This is a genomic window from Ruegeria sp. ABD4_443 (genome assembly GCF_056160865.1).
On the sequence record NZ_JBSWYA010000014.1, the window covers coordinates 24,072 to 46,363 of the forward strand.

23 protein-coding genes and 2 tRNA genes are annotated in these 22,292 nt (G+C 60.2%); 13 read left to right on the forward strand and 12 right to left on the reverse strand.

Features of this window, described 5'->3' with window-relative positions:
- Nucleotides 1–202 precede the first annotated feature (202 nt).
- Nucleotides 203–2,488 carry a glycosyl hydrolase family 28-related protein gene (locus ACXAG8_RS17925; RefSeq protein ID WP_475230332.1) on the forward strand — a complete coding sequence of 762 codons (2,286 nt, stop codon included), beginning with the start codon at nt 203–205 and terminating at the stop codon, nt 2,486–2,488.
- Nucleotides 2,489–2,533: 45 nt separating this feature from the next.
- On the opposite strand, the gene ACXAG8_RS17930 is transcribed toward ACXAG8_RS17925, so the two are convergent.
- Entirely contained in the window at nt 2,534–3,199 is a 666-nt protein-coding gene (locus ACXAG8_RS17930) for a hypothetical protein (RefSeq protein ID WP_475230335.1), read from the reverse strand.
- Nucleotides 3,200–3,338: 139 nt separating this feature from the next.
- On the opposite strand from ACXAG8_RS17930, the gene ACXAG8_RS17935 reads away from it, so the two are divergent.
- Both ACXAG8_RS17935 and ACXAG8_RS17940 read left to right on the forward strand, forming a co-directional pair.
- Nucleotides 3,339–3,665, forward strand: a complete 327-nt coding sequence (locus tag ACXAG8_RS17935; RefSeq protein WP_475230338.1) for an antibiotic biosynthesis monooxygenase family protein — start codon at nt 3,339–3,341, stop codon at nt 3,663–3,665.
- Between the two features lie 67 nt (nt 3,666–3,732).
- Entirely contained in the window at nt 3,733–4,140 is a 408-nt protein-coding gene (locus ACXAG8_RS17940) for a universal stress protein (protein ID WP_475230341.1), read from the forward strand.
- Here the strand turns inward: ACXAG8_RS17940 and ACXAG8_RS17945 are convergent.
- Nucleotides 4,125–4,649, reverse strand: coding sequence for a HugZ family pyridoxamine 5'-phosphate oxidase (locus tag ACXAG8_RS17945; RefSeq protein ID WP_475230344.1), 525 nt, complete (start codon nt 4,647–4,649; stop codon nt 4,125–4,127). The genes ACXAG8_RS17940 and ACXAG8_RS17945 overlap by 16 nt on opposite strands.
- A gap of 140 nt (nt 4,650–4,789) precedes the next feature.
- Here ACXAG8_RS17945 and ACXAG8_RS17950 point away from each other — a divergent pair, with 140 nt between their 5' ends.
- The 3 genes from ACXAG8_RS17950 to ACXAG8_RS17960 all read left to right on the forward strand — a co-directional run bounded on the left by ACXAG8_RS17950 (nt 4,790) and on the right by ACXAG8_RS17960 (nt 6,465).
- A complete protein-coding gene (locus ACXAG8_RS17950) occupies nt 4,790–5,212 on the forward strand; it encodes an excalibur calcium-binding domain-containing protein (protein ID WP_475230348.1) in 423 nt (140 codons plus the stop codon).
- Nucleotides 5,213–5,265: 53 nt separating this feature from the next.
- The gene (locus ACXAG8_RS17955) at nt 5,266–5,823 is read left to right on the forward strand and encodes an NYN domain-containing protein (protein WP_475230353.1); all 558 of its coding nucleotides are present in this window, start codon (nt 5,266–5,268) and stop codon (nt 5,821–5,823) included.
- Nucleotides 5,824–6,111: 288 nt separating this feature from the next.
- Nucleotides 6,112–6,465 carry an MmcQ/YjbR family DNA-binding protein gene (locus ACXAG8_RS17960; RefSeq protein ID WP_475230356.1) on the forward strand — a complete coding sequence of 118 codons (354 nt, stop codon included), beginning with the start codon at nt 6,112–6,114 and terminating at the stop codon, nt 6,463–6,465.
- 297 nt (nt 6,466–6,762) lie between these two features.
- On the opposite strand, the gene ACXAG8_RS17965 is transcribed toward ACXAG8_RS17960, so the two are convergent.
- The 3 genes from ACXAG8_RS17965 to ACXAG8_RS17975 form a co-directional block, all read right to left on the reverse strand.
- The gene (locus ACXAG8_RS17965) at nt 6,763–7,482 is read right to left on the reverse strand and encodes a hypothetical protein (RefSeq protein WP_475230359.1); all 720 of its coding nucleotides are present in this window, start codon (nt 7,480–7,482) and stop codon (nt 6,763–6,765) included.
- Between the two features lie 66 nt (nt 7,483–7,548).
- The gene (gene uvrB / locus ACXAG8_RS17970; protein ID WP_475230362.1) at nt 7,549–9,735 is read right to left on the reverse strand and encodes an excinuclease ABC subunit UvrB; all 2,187 of its coding nucleotides are present in this window, start codon (nt 9,733–9,735) and stop codon (nt 7,549–7,551) included.
- A gap of 66 nt (nt 9,736–9,801) precedes the next feature.
- Nucleotides 9,802–10,758, reverse strand: a complete 957-nt coding sequence (locus ACXAG8_RS17975; RefSeq protein WP_475230365.1) for a thermonuclease family protein — start codon at nt 10,756–10,758, stop codon at nt 9,802–9,804.
- Nucleotides 10,759–10,901: 143 nt separating this feature from the next.
- Between ACXAG8_RS17975 and ACXAG8_RS17980 the strand changes: the two genes are divergently transcribed.
- The 3 genes from ACXAG8_RS17980 (at nt 10,902) to ACXAG8_RS17990 (ending at nt 11,788) form a co-directional block, all read left to right on the forward strand.
- On the forward strand, nt 10,902–11,213 hold the full coding sequence (locus ACXAG8_RS17980; RefSeq protein ID WP_475230368.1) for an ETC complex I subunit: 312 nt from the start codon (nt 10,902–10,904) through the stop codon (nt 11,211–11,213).
- Nucleotides 11,214–11,690, forward strand: a complete 477-nt coding sequence (locus tag ACXAG8_RS17985; protein WP_475230375.1) for a GNAT family N-acetyltransferase — start codon at nt 11,214–11,216, stop codon at nt 11,688–11,690.
- A 21-nt stretch (nt 11,691–11,711) separates the two neighbouring features.
- Nucleotides 11,712–11,788, forward strand: a tRNA-Arg gene (locus tag ACXAG8_RS17990).
- A gap of 100 nt (nt 11,789–11,888) precedes the next feature.
- On the opposite strand, the gene ACXAG8_RS17995 is transcribed toward ACXAG8_RS17990, so the two are convergent.
- The 4 genes from ACXAG8_RS17995 to ACXAG8_RS18010 all read right to left on the reverse strand — a co-directional run bounded on the left by ACXAG8_RS17995 (nt 11,889) and on the right by ACXAG8_RS18010 (nt 16,262).
- Nucleotides 11,889–13,616 (reverse strand): TRAP transporter permease, encoded by a 1,728-nt coding sequence (locus ACXAG8_RS17995; protein WP_475230432.1) that lies wholly within the window; start codon nt 13,614–13,616, stop codon nt 11,889–11,891.
- Between the two features lie 138 nt (nt 13,617–13,754).
- The gene (locus ACXAG8_RS18000) at nt 13,755–14,714 is read right to left on the reverse strand and encodes a TAXI family TRAP transporter solute-binding subunit (protein ID WP_475230378.1); all 960 of its coding nucleotides are present in this window, start codon (nt 14,712–14,714) and stop codon (nt 13,755–13,757) included.
- Nucleotides 14,715–14,850: 136 nt separating this feature from the next.
- Nucleotides 14,851–14,926, reverse strand: a tRNA-Val gene (locus ACXAG8_RS18005).
- An 82-nt stretch (nt 14,927–15,008) separates the two neighbouring features.
- A complete protein-coding gene (locus ACXAG8_RS18010; RefSeq protein WP_475230381.1) occupies nt 15,009–16,262 on the reverse strand; it encodes an aminotransferase class V-fold PLP-dependent enzyme in 1,254 nt (417 codons plus the stop codon).
- Nucleotides 16,263–16,505: 243 nt separating this feature from the next.
- On the opposite strand from ACXAG8_RS18010, the gene modA reads away from it, so the two are divergent.
- The 4 genes from modA (at nt 16,506) to ACXAG8_RS18030 (ending at nt 19,585) form a co-directional block, all read left to right on the forward strand.
- Nucleotides 16,506–17,282, forward strand: coding sequence for a molybdate ABC transporter substrate-binding protein (gene modA / locus ACXAG8_RS18015; protein WP_475230384.1), 777 nt, complete (start codon nt 16,506–16,508; stop codon nt 17,280–17,282).
- A gap of 4 nt (nt 17,283–17,286) precedes the next feature.
- On the forward strand, nt 17,287–17,979 hold the full coding sequence (gene modB, locus ACXAG8_RS18020) for a molybdate ABC transporter permease subunit (protein WP_475230387.1): 693 nt from the start codon (nt 17,287–17,289) through the stop codon (nt 17,977–17,979).
- Nucleotides 17,976–19,085 (forward strand): molybdenum ABC transporter ATP-binding protein, encoded by a 1,110-nt coding sequence (modC, locus tag ACXAG8_RS18025; protein ID WP_475230390.1) that lies wholly within the window; start codon nt 17,976–17,978, stop codon nt 19,083–19,085. The genes modB and modC overlap by 4 nt, the downstream gene beginning before the upstream one ends.
- Before the next feature lie 74 nt (nt 19,086–19,159).
- The gene (locus ACXAG8_RS18030; protein ID WP_475230393.1) at nt 19,160–19,585 is read left to right on the forward strand and encodes a hypothetical protein; all 426 of its coding nucleotides are present in this window, start codon (nt 19,160–19,162) and stop codon (nt 19,583–19,585) included.
- Nucleotides 19,586–19,592: 7 nt separating this feature from the next.
- Here ACXAG8_RS18030 and hemF read toward each other — a convergent pair whose 3' ends face one another.
- Genes hemF through ACXAG8_RS18045 form a run of 3 tightly spaced genes read right to left on the reverse strand, consistent with a single transcriptional unit; the run spans nt 19,593 to nt 22,286 of the window.
- Nucleotides 19,593–20,477 carry an oxygen-dependent coproporphyrinogen oxidase gene (hemF, locus tag ACXAG8_RS18035; protein WP_475230436.1) on the reverse strand — a complete coding sequence of 295 codons (885 nt, stop codon included), beginning with the start codon at nt 20,475–20,477 and terminating at the stop codon, nt 19,593–19,595.
- A gap of 5 nt (nt 20,478–20,482) precedes the next feature.
- Nucleotides 20,483–21,283: an SDR family NAD(P)-dependent oxidoreductase gene (locus ACXAG8_RS18040; RefSeq protein ID WP_475230396.1), complete on the reverse strand. Its 801-nt coding sequence runs from the start codon at nt 21,281–21,283 to the stop codon at nt 20,483–20,485.
- Between the two features lie 37 nt (nt 21,284–21,320).
- Entirely contained in the window at nt 21,321–22,286 is a 966-nt protein-coding gene (locus tag ACXAG8_RS18045) for a class I SAM-dependent methyltransferase (protein WP_475230399.1), read from the reverse strand.
- Nucleotides 22,287–22,292 lie beyond the last annotated feature (6 nt).

Here is a 22,292-nt window from a genome sequence, read left to right on the forward strand (position 1 = left end):
GGCCTTTCCCAAACATCAGCGGCGCATCGCGCGCCGCTTTTCCCATAGCACGCGCGTTGCGCGTTGCGCGACCTGCGTCACGGTGTGATGAGCGGGGGTTAACGCCTTTCACGATACTCAGACTTTCGCGTTCAGGGTGACTCTGAACATGGGGTTTTGACGGGGTGCAGCCTGACGCATCCCGATTGGGAAAGGGATTTCTATGAACAAGGCAATCACCGACGGTATCGTTTTCACGCCGCCTGAATTTTCCAATGGGCTGGACGTGTGGTCCAGCGGCGATGGGACGCCGGGTTCGCCGACCTATGACGGATCGGGCTCTGGGGCATTTGTTCCGGCAGATGCGGATTTCGGTGGATGCCTGGAAATCCTCAAGGTCGATACGGTCCAGCAATTGCGATACATGGGCCAGACCCCCTTGTTGCCGGGGTGTTACCTGCAGATCAAGGCGCGGGTAAAAGCGATCAGCGGTCCCTTGCCCGAGATACGCATTTCCGCCTGGGCAGGCGGAGCGGGCGAGCTGCATGTTTCCGGCCCGGCCGAGCAGGGCCCATCGACACAGTTGACGGAATACGGCGCCATACACGAAATCACGGCAATCGTCGGAACCGGCCAACGCGCGGGCGTAGACTTGCCGTGGAACACATCCGTGCTGTACGGTCACTTCGGTCTGGATATCGAAGGCAGCAACGGTGCCGTTGTCCGCGTTGATGATATCGAGATTGCGGATGTGACCAATGTCTTTCTGCGGGACATGATCGGCGTGGTCGACGTGGTCGATTTTGGCGCCGTTGGAGATGGCGTAACCGACGCGTCAGCAGCCTTCGAGGCGGCCGACCAGGCGGCAGGGGGGCGCAAGGTCTACGTGCCCGAGGGAGCGTTCTTTCTGGGCCAAACGCTGAGCCTGGTCTCGGAGGTGGATTTTGAGGGCACGGTCACGATGGCCGATGACTCGATGTTGCTGCTGACCAAGAATTTCGATTTGCCCAGCTATATCTCGGCCTTTGGTGACGAGGCGCTGGCCTTTCGCAAGGCGTTTCAGGCGCTGCTCAACAATTCCGATCACGAATCCCTGGACATGGGCGGGCGCAAGGTTGCGGTCAGCGCGCCGATCGACATGCAGGCAGCAGTGCCCAACAGGGACAGCTATTCGACACGGCGCGTGGTGCGCAACGGTCAGTTTGACGTCAAAAGCAGCGCATCCTGGGACAGTCAGAGCTTTACCTCGGTCGCGACTTATGACCCGGCGGACCCCTTCAAGCTGTCCAATGTTGCAAATGTCGCCAATATCCCGAAAGGCGCCCTGGTCCAGGGCAGTGGCGTTGGACGAGAGGTCTACGTGCGTTCCAAGGATGAGGGTGCCGGGGAAATCACCCTCAGCGCGCCGCTTCATGACGCGGCGGGCACCCAGACCTTCACCTTTGTTCAGTTCCAGTACCTGCTGGATTTCGGCGGGTTCAGCGCGTTGCAAAAGTTCGGTATGGAAGACATCGAATTTCAGTGCAACGGGCGCAGCAGCGCAATTCGCCTGGCCCCATCGGGAAGCACCTTTGTGCTGAAGAACTGTTTTGTCAGCCGTCCAAAAGATCGGGGGATCACGTCCATCGGCACCGGGTGCCAGGGCATGCTGATCGACGGTTGCCAGTTTTTGTCCAGCGAAGAGTCGTTTGACGTCGTCGACCGCAGCTCGATTGCGCTGAATGCCAATGCCAATGACGTCAAGCTGCGGCACAACCGGGCCGTGAGGTTTCACCATTTTGCCGTTTTGGGCGGGGATAACAACCTTGTGCTGGGCAACCACTTTTTCCAGGGCGATGCAGTGCCCAGCGGTGTGCGAAACGCCGGGCTGGTGATGATCGGGGGGTATAACAGTTCGACCATTGCCGAGAATTACGTCGACAATTGCTTTGTTGAATGGACAAACGAAAGGGATTCGGCCCCGGATTTTACAGCCGGATATTCCTTTAGTGCGCTCAGCATCACCGACAACATCTTTTACTGCAGCGATGTGGCGCCCTGGTTCAGCTATCTTGTCGTGCGCCCCTACGGCAGCGGGCATTTTTTGAATGGGCTCGCCGTCACCGGGAACAAGTTTCGCACAAGCAATGGCACGATTGACCGGGTTGAAAAGGTCGATACCACCTTTGCCGACCTTGATCGTGACAGATACGTGAACGTGACCTTTGAAAACAACACCTTCCACGGGGTAACCACGCACAGCGCCAATCCGCTGAGGGTGCGGCACGCGCAGAATGCGGCATCGCAGGCCTGGCTTGTAAGCTCGGATGGAAGGTTGCCGTTTGGCGGCAAGGCGCGCAGCTGTGACAGCGTGGTCGCGCTGGGCGCGCTGAAATCCGTGCTGAACGCAACGCGATATGTTGTTCCTTATGTCGAACTGCAACAGGGCAGCGACAATGCCGACCTGCAATTGCGTTGGTCCGAAAGTGTCAGCGGGACCGTTTCCGTAACGATGCGCATCGAAAACTGATGGGTCACGGGTTGCCTGCTGACGCGGGCAGCCCATGCCTTGGGCTTAGAAGTCCCGCCAGAACGCAAGCTTGACGCCGGTCGTATCATGCCCGGCGTTTCGCTCGGCGCTGAGGACCCATGTATTGCCCTTGCCGGGTACCCGGATCATGACCGAGGGCCGAACGCTCCAGTAAAACGCATGCCCAGGCGCATGGGACGTTTCGATCTGCAGAAGGGGGTCGAAGCGACGACCAGAGGAAAGACCGGCGGTAAAATCCAGCTTTCGGACCAGCGCGGCATGAGAGCGGTATTCAAGCGCTGCATCAATCGCCAGCCATCCGTTCCCCCAGGCCGACTGGATGCCTTTGCCATAGGACAGCGTTGCCTTGTACATCGCCCAGGTCCGCGTTCCGTAATGATGGGCCCCGACCCCAAATTCAGCGGCCAGTCGTCCGGATGTTTCGAAATCGGCAATAGGGATGCGGCCAAAGATCAGCGCGTGCCCGCGCAGGTCGTGGCTTTCTTCGGCGTCGATCCCAAGCGTCAGCTTTGGCCGATACCCCCATTCCCCGTATAGCGACGTCTTATAGGTATAGCCGCTGTCGGATCCCTGAAAGACGGTGGCTGACACCGCTGTAAAGCCCTTGTCCTTGTCACGCAGCCAGGCCCCGGCGTCGGCCGGACCGGATGCCAGAAAGACGAACAGCAAAATGGCACCCAAGCGACCCATGGGGGCAGCATCGGTAAGCTTGGTTAACGGATCGTTAGCGCGTGCGAAGACCGGGGCACAGATCACAGGGCGAGGCCGAGGAAACACGCGACGTTTCAAAAACATGTGCTAGGCTGAAGGCAGCCAATGGAGGTTCCAGATGCCAGAAATATCAAAAAGCACGAATATTCAAACGGTCATTACGACATTCGAGATGACGCCGGGAACATGTCAGGATTTGCTTGAGGCGCTGACAGATGCCTATGCAAGTTTCATCTCGAAACAACCCGGTTTTGTTGCTGCCGGTCTGCACGTCAACGATGCGCAAACCCGGATCGCGAACTATTCGCAATGGCAACGCCGCGAAGATTTCCTTGCGATGCTGCGTACGCCAGAGATGCGCAACCGCAACCGGAAGATCAACGAATTGTGCAAAAGCTTTGAGCCGGTGATGTATGATGTCGCCGAAATCTTTGGGGGCTCCTGACCTGAATCAAGGTCGCAACAGGCTGATCAAGTCACTCTGAGCTTGCGAAAACACGGAGGCGCGAGCCATGTATCACAACATTCTTGTACCGATTTCCTTTGATGTGGACCGGGACATTTCGGGCCCTTTGAAATTGGCCAATTTGCTGGCGACGCCCGATGCCCAGGTCACCTTGCTGCACGTGGTCGAACATATTCCGGACTATGCGATTTCGTATATGCCGAAAGAGTATCTGACCGAAGCGCGCCAGGCGATCCAGACCGAATTGGACACATTGGCCGCCAAGCTGCCCGGCGCGAAAGGGTTGGTGGTGGAAGGTCATTCCGGGCGCACGATCCTGGACTGGGCCGAGGTCAATACACCGGACCTGATCATCATGGCCTCGCACCGCCCGGGAATGCAGGACCTTCTGTTGGGATCAACCGCGACCCATGTGGTGCGGCACGCGAAATGCGCGGTTCACGTCGTTCGTTGAGCGCCGCCTAAATCCGCAGCCGACAAGCGCCACGCCTTGCCAAAGCCGCCGTTCAGTAACCCGTCCTGTACCTGGAACCGGACAAAGCTGAAATCGGCGAAGTCCACGTAAAGTTTGGCCTTGGGTCTGAGGGTAACGAACCGCTTGCGCAGGGTCGCATGTTCCGGACTGCTGCGCGATATCGGCATGGCCCGGCAATGCAGGGTCAGCCGGGGGTGGGTCAGCGGGTCGCCCTTGTCTCCGGCCTGGCCAATCAACAGCGCGCAGGCAGGGTTGACCTGCAGGGCGGCGGTATGTTCGGCAAGTGTTGAAATCAGCGTGACCGGGGTGCCAAGATCATCCGTCGCCAGCGCAATCCTTGTGACCGAGGGCGCGGTGGTTCCGGGGCGCTGCACCGCAAGCGCGGCATGTGTGGCATCGCCAATCAGCGCGTGGGCAAGTTCTCGGGCCGCGTCGTCGGCGGGGCGAAACGGATCGGCAGGGCGCGGTGGGTTGTAGTCGTTTTGCATGGCAGACCCTGCTTAGCAGAGCCTGCCCTCGGCAGCACCAGCAATCCGGCAGCAAACGGCGTCTTTGACGCATCCGAAAAAGACGGCTGTGTCATCACCTTGCCTCGGCTTTGCCACATAGCGTGGCTAAACTCACGCCCATGACGCTTGATCCGATGACACCTGAAAACGATCCCCCCAACCCGCGGATAATTCAACGGCATCGCCGTGCGGATGCCACGCGCCGAAAGGCGCTGTCGCCCCTGCGCATCATCACGATGGTTCTTGCCCTGCCGCTGACCACCGCTGCGATCGCCTTTGGCGTGTATATGCGGACGTCCGACTTTGAACGGACCGAAGCCCTGATGCACCTGATTGCCCTGGCGGGTTGTGACGCGGCGCATGCGGTTGGTCTGGGGCAAATGCACAAGGGGCAGCCGGGGTATCATGCCCGGAACGACCCAGACGGAAACGGGGTTGCCTGCGAATCCGGCGGGACGGCCAAGCCGTCTTTCAACGCCCCCCGGCAATCCGAGAATACCGGGTCGCGCATGGTGGGCGGAGCAAAATTCGTCCGACCCTGAGCGTTCGACGCTGCGCGTCTTGCAAGCTCTATCGTTGGTGATAAGTTCCACCTATGATTGTTGCACTCTTTGTTCTTCTTGGCGCAGCCTCGGTCGTGCTGTGGTCCGTTTCCACATTTGGCCCGGTGTTGAACCTGCCCCTGATCTGCGGGGCGCTTGGATGCGTTCTGGGCGCGATTTTGCTGCTGCAGCGGCTTCTGCGGCGCAGGACGAACTGGGTTGTCGTCGATGGGTCCAACGTTTTGTACTGGGACAAGGAAACACCCAGGCTGGAAACTGTCCGCCTGGCGCTGGATCTTTTGCAAGAGGAAGGGTTCGCGCCGATCCTTTGGTTTGATGCCAATGTCGGATACCTGGTGGCCGACCGGTATATGGGCCCCGACAGGCTGGCGCGCGCCCTTGGGTATTCAAAGCGTCGGATATTCGTCGCCCCCAAGGGAACGCCTGCGGACCCGCTGTTGATAGAAGATGCATTGAAACTGGGCGTTCCAATCGTATCCAATGACCGTTTCCGGGATTGGAGCGAGACATACCCGCCCGTGGCAGAGCGTGACAGGTTCATGCGCGGAACCTTTCGCGGGGATGTGCTGCAGCTTACGTTGCCCGGATAGGGTCGGCCGGCGGTTCCCGACAAGTTCTGTCAACTATTTGTTTTTAATAACTTTTTCGCTTGACGCCGCGCGGCAAATGCGTATCTATGGTCAGCAAGAGGACCACAGGTACCCAGCAAAAGCCAGCCGCCGCCAGCCAAAGCCAGGTCCCCATGCACTCCTTGTTTCCCAATCAGCGCCCAAGCCCCCTCGCGACCAAGCCAGGCAGCCCGAGCGCATGACCCCGCAAACCGCGCGCGCCGACCCGCCGGGCTTGCCTTGCCGATTGCCGACCGCCATGGTTGGGCAATGACCCGCGATGAATTCAATACGTTTTGCGCCTCGCTCAGGGCCACCAGCCATGTGGTGCAATGGGGCAATGCAGATGTGTGGAAAGTCGGCGGCAAGGTCTTTGCAATATGCGGCTGGAACGACGGCAAGGACGCGTTCACCTTCAAGGCCACCGACCTGGCGTTCGAAGTGCTGGGCGATGAGCCCGGCATCCGCCCCGCACCCTATCTGGCCTCAAGGGGCATGAAATGGCTGCAGGTCTATGAGGCGCGCGGGATGAGCGATGCCTCGCTGCGAGAGCATATCGTGACGTCGTATGATCTGGTTGTTGCGAAACTGACCAAGAAGTTGCGGGCGGAATTGGGGGTTTAGGGGCGGTGATCCTGGGCGCTGAAGGGTTTTCTTGAGAGTTGCGTTAGATCCTCGGCCAGCAACACGCGATTGCCTCGCACACGGTGAATGGCGCTTTGGACCTCATGGGTGCTGGGCAGGGTATTCGTCATGGAAACCGTTTGGAATCACAATTTGTGATTTCAAACGTGGAGGATCGGGTGCAGGGCCGTAAGGGTAGAAGTGGCAGCGATGTGTAGGATTGTGTTCTTACACCATTATCAATCGAATGTTCTCGGCTGAATGGGTTGGAAACCAATCCAACGCTTGCTACATCCGTCATTTTTTCGAAATCAGAGGCACTCTCAATGGTTTGTAACATTCAAGCATTGCGCTATCGAAAGCCAACTCCAATTCGCTCCAATCCATAAGTTGGCCAAATTTAGACCAACTTGATATGGCATAGTGAGCTTCTTGTTGGTTTCTCCATTTTCCCTGTTCCCTTTTAATGAAGGTATAAAGCTCATATGCGTAGCTGTCGTGCTCGTGAATTTCTTTCGCAAACAACCTTGGAACCTGATTGAGTTCAGTCACGCAGTTTTGTTCGTGAGTCTGCACTATTGATTTAAAGCTACCTCTAAACGCCGCATCAGAAGCGGCCATGTCGGAGTCGATGGATTCCCGTCGCTGCCGAGCGTCTGCCAGTTGTGCTTTCAGGTCATTGAAAGCTACAACTTCTTCGGCTTCTGAAAGTTCTGAGAAAATATAGTCTGGTTGAACGTAGGCTAAGGCTTCGTTAAATGCATATTCATGAAGTAGGGTTTTCAGTTTGGCCAGATGATTAGCTGCTAGCAAGAAGGAAATTTGCAATTCTTTGAGCTGATTAATTCTATTAATTCTCTCCTGATGTGACCGCTCGAAGGTTAGCTTATCCTTCCAATCCTCAAACTCTTGCGAAATTTTGTTTGAGGTAATAAAATAATTGGAAGAAATCGCGCAGATTGCACCTATTACTGCTGACGCAGCAGCAATCGAGATTTTGTGATCATACCAAGCCATTTCTATCTTCCAGAATATATAAAATATATTAACGACTTTAGACCATCGTTTCGGTTTTATGCAAGATCACCCCCTCCGCCGCTTCACATTCCCACCCCGCTGCCCCGGCCGTCCGGCCGTTGATCGTCCCTTCGACCGAACCGCGTCCTCTGACGCTTTCTCGACCGCCCATTGGCGCGCCATGGGGTCGTCGGCGACGGCCAGATCGACCGCTTCCAGGCGTTTGATCTCATCGCGGATGTTGGCGGCCTCTTCGAATTCCAGGTTCTCGGCGGCTTTGCGCATCTTCTCGCGCAGGCCGTCCAGATGGGCTTCGAGATTGGCGCCGTGCATCGGTTTGTCGATGGTGGCGGTGACGCGGTTCATGTCGACGTCGCCGTCATAAAGCCCGGCCAGAACGTCCTCGACGTTTTTCTTAACGGTCTCGGGCGTGATGCCGTGTTCCTGGTTATAGGCGATCTGCCTGGAACGGCGGCGGTTGGTCTCGTTCAGGGCGCGTTCCATGGAACCGGTGATCTTGTCGGCATACATGATCACGCGGCCTTCGGCGTTGCGCGCGGCGCGGCCGATGGTCTGGATCAGCGAGGTCTCGGACCGCAGAAAGCCCTCTTTGTCGGCGTCCAGAATGGCGACCAGACCACATTCGGGAATGTCGAGCCCCTCGCGCAGCAGGTTGATGCCGATCAGCACGTCGAATGCGCCCAGCCGCAGGTCGCGCAGGATTTCGATACGTTCCAGCGTGTCGATATCCGAATGCATATAGCGCACCTTGATGCCCTGTTCGTGCAGGTATTCGGTCAGGTCTTCGGCCATGCGTTTGGTCAGCGTGGTGACCAGTGTGCGGAACCCGTTGGCGGTGACCTTGCGCACCTCGTCCAGCAGGTCGTCCACCTGCATCGACACGGGGCGGATTTCGACCTCGGGGTCCAGAAGGCCGGTGGGGCGGATCACCTGTTCTGTGAAGACGCCGCCGGTTTGTTCGATCTCCCACTTTGCAGGGGTGGCCGAGACAAAGACGGATTGCGGGCGCATGGCGTCCCATTCCTCGAACTTGAGGGGGCGGTTGTCCATACATGACGGCAGCCGGAACCCGTGTTCGGCCAGCGTGAACTTGCGCCGATAGTCCCCCCGATACATGCCGCCGATTTGCGGCACGCTGACGTGGCTTTCATCGGCAAAGACAATCGCGTTGTCGGGGATAAATTCGAACAGGGTCGGGGGCGGCTCGCCCGGTGCGCGGCCCGTGAGGTAGCGCGAATAGTTCTCGATCCCGTTGCAGACGCCGGTGGCCTCAAGCATTTCCAGATCGAAATTGGTGCGCTGTTCCAGACGTTGGGCTTCCAGCAATTTGCCCTCGCCCACCAATTGGTCCAACCGCATGCGCAGTTCCTTTTTGATCCCGATGATCGCCTGCTGCATCGTTGGCTTCGGCGTCACGTAATGCGAGTTCGCATAGACGCGCACCTGCTCCATCGTCGCCGCTCGTTCGCCAGTCAGCGGGTCGAACTCGGTGATGGTTTCCAACTCCTCGCCGAAGAACGAGAATTTCCAGGCGCGGTCCTCAAGGTGGGCGGGCCAGATTTCCAGTGAATCCCCCCGCACCCGAAAGGACCCGCGCTGAAATGCCTGATCGTTACGGCGATATTGCTGGGCCACGAGGTCAGCCATAACCTGCCGCTGGTCGTATTCGTTTCCAACCTTCAGGTCCTGCGTCATTGCCCCATAGGTTTCGACCGAACCGATACCATAGATACAGGATACCGAGGCCACGATGATCACGTCGTCCCGTTCCAGCAGCGCCCGCGTGGCCGAGTGGCGCATCCGGTCGATCTGTTCGTTGATCTGCGATTCTTTCTCGATATAGGTGTCGGACCGCGCGACATAAGCCTCGGGCTGGTAGTAGTCATAGTAGGACACGAAATATTCGACCGAGTTTTCGGGGAAGAACCCTTTGAACTCGCCGTATAGCTGCGCCGCCAGCGTCTTGTTGGGGGCAAGGATGATCGCCGGGCGCTGCGTTTCTTCGATCACCTTGGCCATGGTAAAAGTCTTGCCCGTCCCGGTTGCCCCCAGCAGAACCTGGTCGCGTTCGCCGTCCAGCACGCCGCCCGCCAGTTCCTTGATCGCGGTGGGTTGATCGCCCGCCGGGGCAAAGTCGGTATGCATGACAAATTGCCTGCCACCTTCAAGCTTGAGGCGCGCGCGGACGTCTTCGGCGGTCAGCTGGGACTTGTCAGAATGGGCATAGGGCATGGGCAGGCTCCGCTTCGGCCCCATACATTTGTTCTTATTTTGTCCGCGCGCAACCCCTGAGTTGCCTCAACCGGCCAAACCGGCCCGTTCCAGCGCCACATCCGGCCAGTCGGTTATCTGGGCGGGGTCTGTCACCACGATTTCGGGGCGGCCGGTTTCATTGTCGGGGAACATCTTGGTCGGGCCGGTGACATAAGCGTAAGAGCGGCGCGGGCGATCCTCGCCATCGGCGCGATAGCGGGTCAGGATCAGGTTCATGATGTCCTCTCCGCCGCCGACATTCCCGTTCGGAACAAAGACCTGATAGGGCTGGGTCAGGCTGCCGGTGTTGAACAGGATGTGGTCCCCGGATGTGGGGGTGAAATCGCGCAGTTCGATGAAAACGGTGGTTTCCTGACCGGCCTTGGCAATCTCGACCAGGCGGTCGTAATCAAGGCGCGTGTTGAACAGGTTGATCGTGGGGTGGCGCCGTTTGATATCACGGTATCCCTCGATGATCCGGGCGCGCAGGTCCCACCATGTGGTCAGCGCGGCATAGTTGCGCATGACTGACCCGTTATGTGCGACCTGGTCCCAAACACCAAGCTTTTGGGTTTGGGCCTTTCGTTCGGCCTCGCGGTACCGGTCGTGCAGATGGGCGAATTCGGCATAGCCGTATTTCTGGAAATAGGGCGACATCCCTTCCTGGATCATCACCTGTTGGAAATCTGTGCCGTCTTCCAGTTCCAGGTAACACAGCACCCGGCCGAAATTGCCCCGGTATTTCCGCAATGCCTCTTCTCGGGGTTCTGTTCCCGGCAGGATCAGCCTGACCGTATCGCCCGGCTGGATCAGCTCTTTCGCCCGGTCCGAGGCCATCTGCCCCAATGGGGTCACGGGTTTGCTGCCGGCGAATACCTCTTCGGTATCCAGCGACAGGATTCGCAGGCTTTCGCTTTTCTCTGCGGTGTCGTCCAGGAAAACGCGCACCGTATCCCCGTCTACGACGCGATCGACTTTTACGGAAAAGGCTGTGCCAGACATGCTGTCCTCCAATGGTTTAAAGAAAATCACAGCCAGTCTACCACGCGAGGGCGACAGTTTGTTAACTGTGACAATTGCAATCTTGTCCCCGCGCGCTGGCTGACGCATAAACAGGGCCAGCCAAGTGAGCACGGAGAGGCGACATGCGCGCACGGATTTACCAGCCTGCAAGAAATGCAATGACATCGGGGATGGCAAAGACGCGGCAATGGGTTTTGGAATATGCCCCGGCATCGTCGCGCGAAGTTGACCCGCTTATGGGGTGGACATCGTCTTCGGATACGCAAACGCAGGTCCGGTTGAAATTCGATACAAAAGAAGACGCGATGAGCTATGCCGCGGATCATGGTATCGACGCGCAGGTTATCGAACCGCACAAGCGCAAGCCCAATCTGCGCCCGCGTGGATATGGCGAAAACTTTGCCACGGACCGACGCGGCCCCTGGACCCACTGAATGATCCGGATTTGTCCGGCCGATCCCGGCGCGGATGATCTGCGCCCGATCATACAGGCCCATCTGAGCCACAGTTGGGGTGCCACGCCACAGACATCGAATCACACGCTGGATACACAGGCGCTGCGTGCGCCCGGGATACGGTTCTGGGCGATTTACGAGGGCGAAACGCCTGTCGGGTGCGGCGCGTTAAAGGCGCTCCCCGATGGGACCGCCGAGGTGAAATCGGTTCATGTGGTCTCGGCCGCCCGTGGCCGGGGACTTGCGCGCAGGATCATGCGCCACCTGGCCGATATTGCGCAGTCCGACGGGGTTTCGGCCCTGGTTTTGGAAACCGGCGCTGCGCATCTGCCGGAATATGACGCCGCCCGCAAATTGTACGAGTCGCTGGGCTACAGCTATTGCGGACCGATCTTTGGATATGACGCGGACCCCAACAGTGCCTTCATGCGCTTGGCCCTTGAACCCGGATCGTAAAAGCAGCAAGAAGAGCGCAACGGTCCCGTAGCTCAACTGGATAGAGCAGCTGACTTCTAATCAGCAGGTTGAGGGTTCGAGTCCTTCCGGGATCGCCAGTTATATCAGTGCCTTGTATTCTGCGCGCCTCCGGGGTGATGATCCGGGCAATCCGGCTGACCATTGCAGGTCAACCGACGTGTTGAACTGGCGGATGGTTCACACCAGGACGGGACCCAGGATCACGGCTGCGCTGAACAGGGCCATTGCGCCCCTGAACACCAGATTGACGCGCCCTATGAGGGCAAAGGAAAGTGTTCCCAATCCTATGGCCAGTGCGAAAAAGGCCGTCAATGCGCCAATGGGGTCGCTGGGCAGGCGGATCAATTGCGGCCAGGTAATCATTCCCACCGGGATCAGGTACAGGCCCACGCCCAGTGCCATCGCCGTCACCGCGACCTTGATCCAGTTCTCGCCAGCCATTCCTGCGGCGATGAAAACCGCTCCGCAGACGGGCGGGGTGATGGTGGACAAGAGGGCGAACCAAAAGACGAACAGGTGTGCTTGCAGCGGTTCAAGACCCAGTTGCATCAAGGCCGGACCGGCAACCGATACGCAAATGACATATGCTGCCGTCGTGGGCACTTCCATCCCCAGTATCAGGCAGGCGAATGCCGTCAACAACAATGAGGCCCACAACACCCCGCCGGACCCCTCAAGGATTACGGACGTGATCTTGACGCCCAACCCGGTTGCCCCCAAAACGCCGATTATGATCGATGCGCAAAAGATAATCGCGGCGATCATCGACACTTGCCGGGCTGCGGTAACCAGGGCTTCGGTAACGCGGCTGGCAGTTTTGGTTGCGCTGAATTTCAGACGCCCGTCGATTGCCAGCAACAGCGCACCGGCAAGTATCGCCATGCAGGCCGCGTATTGCGGCGTGTACCCGGCCCAGAACATCCCCAGCATCAGCAGGGTGAAAGGCACCAGAAAAAACAGCGACGTCACGACGACATCCCGCGGTTGCGGTCGTTGCGACGGGTCCAGCCCCTTTAGGTCGAACCGGGTCGCATAGGCATTGATCCCGATCCAGACCGCCAGAAAGTACAAGATGGCGGGCAGCAAAGCGGCCCCCATGATTTGTGTATAAGGAACGCCGGTAAGCTCGACCATGACAAAGGCGCCTGCGCCCATCAGCGGCGGCATGATCTGCCCGCCAGAGCTTGCAACCGCTTCGACCCCGGCCGCCAGGCGCTTGGGATACCCCAACCGGGTCATCGCCGGCAGGGTAATGGCCCCGGTGGATGCGACATTGGCGCTGGCCGAGCCCGAGATGGACCCGAACAGGGCTGAGGACAAAACGGATACCTTGGCCGCGCCCCCCTTGAGCCGACCGGCCGCTGCGGCTGCGACGTTCATGAACCCTTGTCCGGCCTCACCGGCATTCAGCACCGCGCCGAAGATCACGAAGATCGACACCACGCCAACGGAAACCGCCGTCAGGCTGCCCCAGATACCGCCTTCGGCAATGGTCATGGACCCCAGGAATGAGCGCAACGGCATCCCGGAATGGCCGAATTCGCCGGGGATGTGCTGACCGAAAAACGCATAAAGCAGCGCCAAAGCCGCGACCGTCGGCAGGGGCCAGCCGATCGCACGGCGGGCGGCTTCGATGATGACGGCCAACAGGGAAAACCCGACGGCGACCTGAAAGGGGCTTTCCAGAAATCCGTACTGATCGCCCAATGGTTCGTGGTTTGCTGCGACCCAAATGGCGGCGCTCACCCCGATTGCGCACAAAAGGCCCCCTGTCAGAAGCCGCCTGTAGCCGGTGACGCCAAACAGGAACACCCAAGGCAGAATGAACGCCAGGTGCAAAGGGCGGCTGACCAGGTTCGGCACCAGACCCCAAAAGATCAGACCGATGTGAAAAACCACGAGCATCAATGCCAAAACGATCCAGACGGCACGCAGGCCGGGCGTCGTCGGCAGGTCGGTTGATCCGCTCACGACATGTTCCTTTCCGACAGAAAAACCGGGCCAAATCAGGCCCGGCCTTTGCATTTTTCGATGAGGTACGCCTTATCTCTGGTCGTCGGTCAGCGCAATGCCCGCTTCTTCGTAATAGCGGATCGCGCCGGGGTGGATCTTACCGGTGATGCTGTCCATCAATCCGCTGTCGACACCGCCCCACCAAGCGGCGCTATCCGCCATGGCGGCCTTGCTTTCCCAGTAGGTTTTCGTGAGTTGATATGCGGTTTCGTCGTCCATTTTCGTGGTGGTGAATGCAACAACAGGCAACGAGGTCGTCACGATATCCGCGTCCTGCCCGGCATATGTACCGGCCGGGATAACCAGGCGGGTGCGCTTGGTCTGTTCGATCTGGTCGTCCGTCAGGGACAGCACCTTGACGCCGGTCGATGCCGCCGCCTCGACCACGTTCGGTGCGGGCCAGGAACCGGCCGTCACGAACCCGTCGATCTGGCCATTCTTAAGGGCGGCAACCGCGTTCGACAGCTCTGCGTCGGCGATGTTCACTTTGCCCTCAAGCCCAAACAGGTTCAGGTATTTTTCACCTTCGCGCGCGCCAAAGCTGCCCTTGCCAAGCAAGATGGTCTTGCCTTCCAGTTCGTCAAAGCTGGTTGCTCCGCTGTCGTCGGAAACCACAAAGTGCATCGTCAGCGACGGGATCGGGAACAGGGCGCGGATTTCGTCAAAGGACGGATCACCCTTGCCTTCGAACATGGCCTTGCCGCCCTGGGCCAGGCTGACCAGAACCGGCGGCGTCGTAAAGACATAGTCCCCGCCACGCGCGCGCACCTCCATCACGTTCTGGACCGATCCCTGGCCTTCTTCGATGGTGACAATGATATCTCCGTTCGATCCGGACTTCATGGCCTCGGCAATCTGAACGCCCATCTGGTAATAGGACGTACCGGCCTTTGCAGATTTGTAGGTAACGCGCGTTTCGGCCGACGCTGGTGCGGCCATGGTCACCGATGCGGCGACGGCTGCAATCAGGCATTTGACGTTGTCGAACATTGAATAGTCTCCCTTTGATATCCGCGATAAAGCACCGCGACCAACCCAGGGTCAACCGTTCTGCTGGTCATTCGCGCCCACAGCCGATATTCGCCCGCGGTTCCGGGCGGATATACACGACAGTACAGGAAAAGGATGGTGGGTGATGAGAGACTCGAACTCCCGACATCTTCGGTGTAAACGAAGCGCTCTACCAACTGAGCTAATCACCCGTGAGGGGGGATGTAGCCAAGGCGGCGCGCGGGCGCAAGAGGGTCCGGCACAAATTATTTCAGTTTGGGGAACTGCCCGGCCCTAGGTGCTTATCTCTTTCAATGCAGTCAGCAGCTGAGCGACTTCGTGCTCGGTGTTGTAGTGGCACAGGGAAATTCGGATGCAATCGTCAAGACCAAGCGGATCAAGCACGTTGCCGCTGTAATGATCGGCCTTGCGCGTATGGGTTCGGATGCCCTGCAAGTTCAGGCAGGTTACGACCTGTTCCGAGGGGATGCCACGCACAACGATCGACACCAGCCCCTCGCGCGCGGGGTTGTCTGCACCGGCCAGGATGGTGACGTGGTCCATGTCTCGCAAACCGGGCAGGTTGCCGGTGCCATTGATCATCGCGCCCGTCAGGTGGGCCTCATAGGCGTGGATCGCCTGGCCTGCCGCCTTGATCCTTTCGCGCCTGTCTGTGCTGTTCGAAACCTGCGTGCCCAGCCAGTCGAAATACGCCACCACGTCAGACATCGTGGCATAGGCGCCGGTATCGCGCGTTCCGAATTCCCAGCCCTGCGCTGGCGCGCCGATCAGTTGGTCGTGGGGCAGGGCGCCGAGCCTGTCGGACAGCCAGGCGACACCGTAGCCGTGGCGCGAAAACACCTTGTAGGGCGAGATCGCATAGCCGTCGACGCCATAGCTGTCGATATCCATCTGGCCATGCGCGGCGTGCTGGATGCCGTCAACGATGATGATGCAGTCCGGCGAGACAGTGCGAATTTCGCGCGCAATCGCGGCCACGTCCATTGCCATACCGGTCACGGGAGATGCGTGCAGGATCGTCGCGACCGTGACATCGGGCGTCAGGCAGGCGCGATAGTCCTGCGCCGTCACCATCCCCGTGGCGTCATCGTGGTGGACGTTGACATAGTCCAGCCCGGCAATCCCGGCCCAGCGACGGGCGGCGCTGCGGCTGGCGGGATGTTCGATCGAACTGCCAATGACCTTGCTGCCGCGCGGGGCATTCACGCAGGCGGTGCGGATCAGGCGAAACAGCAGCTCGGTGCCGCTTTCGCCCACAAAAAACTGCCCCTCGGGTGCGTTCATGAACACGGACAGGTCGGCTTTTGCCTTGGTGATAATGTCCACCAGGCCGTGGCTGGCCGCGTTGTCCCGCCCCTGGTTGTCCGGGATGGCCGCAAACCTGGCCGATGTCTCAACCACCGAATTCAGCGTCAGCGCGCCGCCTGCGTTTTCAAAGAAAATCCGCGGGCCTTGAAACGGGCAATGGTCGACATGGGCGAACCTGGACCTGATGGCCTCGATCAGGCCGGGGGTTTCGTGCAGCATGGATATTTCCCTTTGTGCTTCGGCAGCGCGCCGATCCGCCGGCCCTGCAAAATTTAGTTTGCGCCATCAATGGCAGTTTCCGCGCGGCGTCGCCACAGGAATGAATAGTCAGGCGTTCCGGGCGTCACGGGAAACCGTTTTTGGCGCGCCAGGACGGGGCGGCCGTTGAATTCAGCTTGCCTGTGCTACCCCCGCTCCGATATTCCCGGTAGGAATGCAACCTTCCGAACAGGAGAGCACGGGATGCAATCCAGCGCATACCGCTGCCTGATCGCGGTATTGACCTTGTGCACGCTGGCAACGATGCCGGTACGGGCCTGCGCGGAAGGCGTGCTGATCTTTGCGGCTGCAAGCCTCAAGACGGCGCTGGACCAAGCCGCAGCAACATTTGAGAAGCAGACAGGGGCCGGGGTAACCATTTCCTATGCCGCGACATCCGTTCTGGCGCGGCAGATACAGCTTGGTGCCCCGGCGGACCTGTTTATTTCGGCAAATGCGGACTGGATGGATTTCCTCGAGGGTCTGAACCTGATCGACCCCTCTTCACGGGTCGATCTTCTGGGCAATGGCCTGGTGTTGATCGGTGCGGCAGGGCCTGAGGAACAGGCCCGGATCGGTCCGGGGTTCGATCTGCGGCAGGAACTGGGTGACGGATATCTCGCCATGGCCCTGATCGATGCGGTTCCGGCCGGGATATACGGCAAGGCCGCGCTGCAGGAGCTGGGGTTGTGGGACGGCGTCCGCGACCGCGTCGCGCAGGCCGACAACGTGCGCGCCGCTTTGGCGCTGGTTGCGACGGGGGCGGCCCCGTTGGGGATCGTGTACCGGTCAGACGCCGTGGCCGAGAACCGCGTGCGGGTGATCGGAACCTTTGCCGACGGGCTGCACCCGCCCATTGTTTACCCAGCCGCGATGACGTCCGGTGCGTCGCCAGAGGCGCGGCAGTTTCTTGACTATCTGCAAGAAGACGCAACCCTGACCCTATTCACACGGCAGGGGTTTTCCCTGCCCGGAGGTTGAGCGGATGGATTGGCTGGGACCGGTAGAAACCGAGGCGTTGCGGCTTTCGCTGCGGGTTTCCCTTTGTGCAACTCTGGTGTCCTTGCCATTTGGGGTGTTCGTTGCCTATGCGCTGGCGCGCTGGCGGTTTCCGGGGCGGCAGATTCTGAACGGGCTGGTGCATCTGCCGCTGATCCTGCCGCCTGTTGTGACGGGATACCTCTTGCTTATGACCTTTGGTGTTCAGGGCCCTTTGGGCAAGGCCCTGGCCGAGTTGGGCATCGTTGTGGCCTTTCGCTGGACCGGGGCCGCATTGGCGGCGGGGATCATGGCCTTTCCGCTGATGGTACGCGCCATCCGGCTGTCGATCGAGGCGGTGGACCCCCGGCTTGAACAGGCTGGTGCGACGCTGGGGGCATCGCGCCCCATGGTGTTTGCGACCGTGACGCTGCCGATGATCGTGCCGGGTATTATTGCCGGTGCCATCCTCGCCTTTGCCAAAGCGATGGGAGAGTTCGGCGCCACCATAACCTTTGTGTCGAACATACCCGGCCAGACACAGACCTTGCCGTCTGCAGTTTATGCCTTTCTACAGGTACCGGGCGGCGAGGCCGCTGCGACCCGGCTGGTCATCATCTCGATCATCGTCGCGATGTCGGCGCTTTTGCTGTCCGAATGGGTCGGTCGGCGCGCGGCGGCCAGGGTGGCCGGGTCATGAGCCTTTCGGTCCGCCTCAAGCACAGCCTGCCGGGGATCAGCCTGGACCTCAGCTTTGACGCGCCGCCGGGGGTTACCGTCCTGTTCGGGCGTTCGGGGTCGGGCAAGACGACAATCGTCAATGCCGCTGCGGGTCTGCTGCGCCCAGAGGCGGGGCGTATGGCCATCGACGACTGGGTTCTGTTCGACACCGAAAAGAACCGCTGGCTGCCGCCGCACCGGCGGCGTCTGGGCTATATCTTTCAGGAAGGGCGGCTGTTCCCGCACCTGACCGTGCGCCAAAATCTGGCCTATGGGCGCTGGTTCGCCCCGCGGGCTTCGCGGCGAGAGGACCCGGACAAGGTGGTTGAAATGCTGGGGATCGGCCATCTTCTGGACCGGCGGCCCGCATTGCTGTCGGGGGGTGAAAAACAGCGCGTCGCCATTGGCCGGGCGCTGCTGGCCAGCCCGCGGCTGATCCTTGCGGACGAACCGCTGGCGTCGCTGGACGAGGCGCGCAAGGCCGAGATCCTGCCCTATTTCGAGCGTTTGCGCGACGAGATCTCGGTGCCGGTCCTTTACGTGACCCATTCCGCGGACGAAGTGGCGCGGCTTGCAACATCTGTTGTTGTTCTCAATGACGGCAAGGTGCAGCGCCACGGCCCCGCATCCGAAGTGCTGTCGGACCCATCGGTCGCCCCGGCGGGGGTGCGTGCCATTGGCGCCGTCCTGCAAGTGCGTGTCGCCGCGCATCATTCTGATGGCCTGACCCAGTTGGACGCGGGCGGGGCCTGCCTGTTCCTGCCGCGCATCCCGCACCGCGTCGGCGAGACACTGCGCATCCGAATTCCGGCGCAAGAGGTCATCCTGTCCCTTGCAAAACCCCAAGGTCTTTCCGCCCTGAACATTCTGGAAGGCACGGTTGAGGCGATCAGGTCAGGCGACGGCCCGGGTGCGATCGTTTCGGTACGCAGCGCGGCCGGGGTCGTGCTGGCCCGCGTGACCCGCCGGTCTGTGTCTGCGCTGGGCCTGCACGAGGGTCAGCGTTGCCATGCGGTGATCAAGACGGTCGCATTGTCGCCGCAGAATGTTGGCGGGCATATCCCCGAGGGCGCGTCGGGGGGCTAGCGCCTGCGGGTTGCCTCGGGTCGATTGGGGGGTATTATTCCCCATGTGACAATTGCGGCGACAGGGTTGGGCAGATGCGACGTTTCATGATCATGGCATTGGTAACGCTGACGGCCGCGCCCGGTTTCGCGCAGTCCATCGGCTTTGGGGCGGGTGTCAGGATGGGGTACCGAACCGAGGTCGCCCAGTTGGAAAACGGCGTGTTCGAGATTGTCAGCTATGGCACCTCGGCCCCGGTTTCATATTGGTGCGGCGCCGGAGATTACGCGATCCGGGGCTTGGGGACCAAGGGCAACCAGCGCATCTATGTCTGGAAGGCCTACGGCCCATCCGTATCGAAACCCGGCAAAAAAGGGGTGCAGTTTGCCCTGACCGCGCCCGAGGGGGCCGACACCAGCGAAAGCTATTCGATCACAGTCAAGCGCGCCGGGGAAAACATGTCAGCGGGAACCGCGCAAAGCTATTGCTTTGACAATATCATGGACCTTGGTTTCCGGTGATGCCGGATCAGACCCATTTGGCAAGGGGCGGCAGGCTCATCAACACCGCGTCGGGGTCGTGCCCGGTTTCCAGCCCGAACTTGGTGCCGCGGTCGTAAACCAGGTTATATTCCGCATAAAGCCCGCGATGAACCAGTTGGGTGTCCTTGTCGGTTTCGGTAAAGTCCTGAACCCGGCGCTGTTCGACCAGCGGTACAAAGGCAGGCAGGAACGCCCGGCCAATATCCTGGGTCAATCCAAAATCCGCCTGCCAGTCGCCGGTGCAGTAATCATCCATGAAAATCCCGCCGACACCGCGCGCGCGTTTGCGGTGCGGGATATAGAAATACTCGTCGGCCCACGCCTTGAGACGCGGGTAATGTCCGGGGCCATGCGGGTCCAGGTGGGCCTTTTGGGTGGCATGGAAATGGGATGTGTCCTCGTCGTATTCGATACAGGGGTTCAGGTCGGACCCACCCCCGAACCACCAGGTATGGGGCGTCCAGAACATCCGTGTGTTCATGTGAACAGCGGGCACATGCGGGTTCTGCATATGGGCCACCAGGCTGATGCCCGAGGCCCAGAACCTGGGGTCCTCGGTCATGCCCGGAATACCCTTTCGCGCAGCCATCGCCTGTTGCGCGCGCTGCCCCAGCGTGCCGTAAACGGTCGAGACATTGACGCCGACCTTTTCGAAAACGCGGCCTCCGCGCAGGACCGACATCAGGCCGCCACCCGCGTCCGAACCATCGTCGGACTGGCGGCTTGTGGTCCGGACTTCGAACCGGCCCGGATCGGCCTGCGACAACGGACCCTCGGTGTGACTGTCTTCCAGCGCTTCAAAGGCTGCGACGATATCGTCGCGCAATTGGCGAAACCAGGCTGAGGCGGTGTTTTTCTCGGTATCGAACATGAGGGTCAATGCGCCGGTGCCGCCACCGGGTCCAGCAACGTTCGGCCGCCATCGATGGTCAGGATTTGCCCCGTCATGAACCCGGCCGCGTCCGAGGCCAGAAACTGGGCCGTTTCGACCAATTCGTTGGGGGCTGCGATCCGGGCCAGGGGTGTGTGCTTTTCGATGTCGTCGCGAAAGTCGCGGTTTTCTTTCAGCGTGGATTGCAGCGACGCGCTCATGACCGAGCCCAGGGCGATTGAATTCACGCGGATGCGACTTGGCGCCAGGGCCACCGCCAACGAGCGGGTCATCTGGTCCAGCGCGGCGGTTGAAACCGAATAGGCCATCAGGTCCGGGTGGGTGCGCCGCGCCGCAATCGAGGACAGGTTGATGATCGAACCTGCCGGGTTTTCATCATCGTCACCGGCCTGCTTGATCATGCGTTTCGACACCAGTTGGCTAAGACGCAAAGCGGGCATCAGGTTCTGGTTCAGCAGCGTGCGCACCGAGTCGTCATCGGCATCCAGCGGATCGGACGGGATGACCTGCCGCGCGCCATTAAGCAGGATGTCCACCTGGTCGAACGCGTCCAGCGTGGCCGAAAGAAGGTTGGCAATGGTCAGCTTTTCGCGCAGGTCGCCTGCGAAAAAGCGGATGTTGCTGTCATCTGCCTGTTCGCCCAGTTCTTCGACCAGACGTTTTTCGTCCATATCCGCAAACATGACGTTGGCACCGGAATCGGCGAAATGGCGTCCAATCGCCAGACCGATGCCATTGGCCCCCCCGGTTACGATCGCTGTTTTGCCAGCTATGGAAAAGGACATGCTCTTTCTCCTGAATTTCGGCGCAGGTTAACCGGGTTTACCTGCGAGGGCGAGAGGCGTGGAACACCTTGAACCGATTGTCTCCGGCGATCTCATCGACGCGGGAAAACGCGTCATTCAGCGTGGCCTCGTAGGGCAGATGCCGGTTGGCAACAAGCCACAGGCTGCCGGACCGCGACAGGTTGCGGGCGGCATTGGTGATAAACCCCTGTCCCAGCGCCGGATCGGCAGCGCGCGAGGTATGGAACGGAGGGTTGGTAATGACCGTGTCCAACGGGTCCGGTGCGGACCAGTTGGTTGCGTCGGCCCAATGAAACCGGGCGCGGGGGTCGGCGACATTTGTCCGGGCACATTCCAGCGCAACGTGGTCGGCCTCGACCAGGTGCAGGTCCTGAATGCTGGTATCTGCCAACAGGCAGGCGGACAGATAGCCCCAACCGGCGCCAAGGTCAGCCACCCGCGGGCCCAAGGCGCCGGGCAGCGACTTGCGCAGCAACGCTGAGGCCGGGTCGATGCCGTCCGCCGAGAAAACGCCAGGTGCGGTGTGAAACCCATCGGCGGTCTGCGCCTGGGGTGCCGCCCAATCGTCAAAGGCGCCCGGCCTGGACCGGAACCAGAAAATCTTGCCATGTGCCTTGGCGATGCTGCCTTCGACCGCGACCCGCTTGCGGATGTCTTTCAGCAGGCTGTCGATGCCATCGGTCTTGGCTCCATCAACGACCACACACCCGGAGGCCGTGTCATTCGCCCGCTGCACCATCGACCGGGCAAGGGCCTTGGCGCGCGGCAGGAACAGAACAATATCCTGGCAGGGCTGCGGCCCCGTGGCGGACACGGCAAACCCCTGGTTTTCAAAGTGGTCGTGAAACGGCCGGAACGGCTGAACCACCTGTGTGTCGCGCGGCAGCGGGGTCAGGTCATGTGACGGGGTGGGCCCGATAACCGAAAGCGGCCGACCCAGAGCCAGACCATTGTCGAGTGCTAGGCTAAGGCGAAGGGACATGAGCGG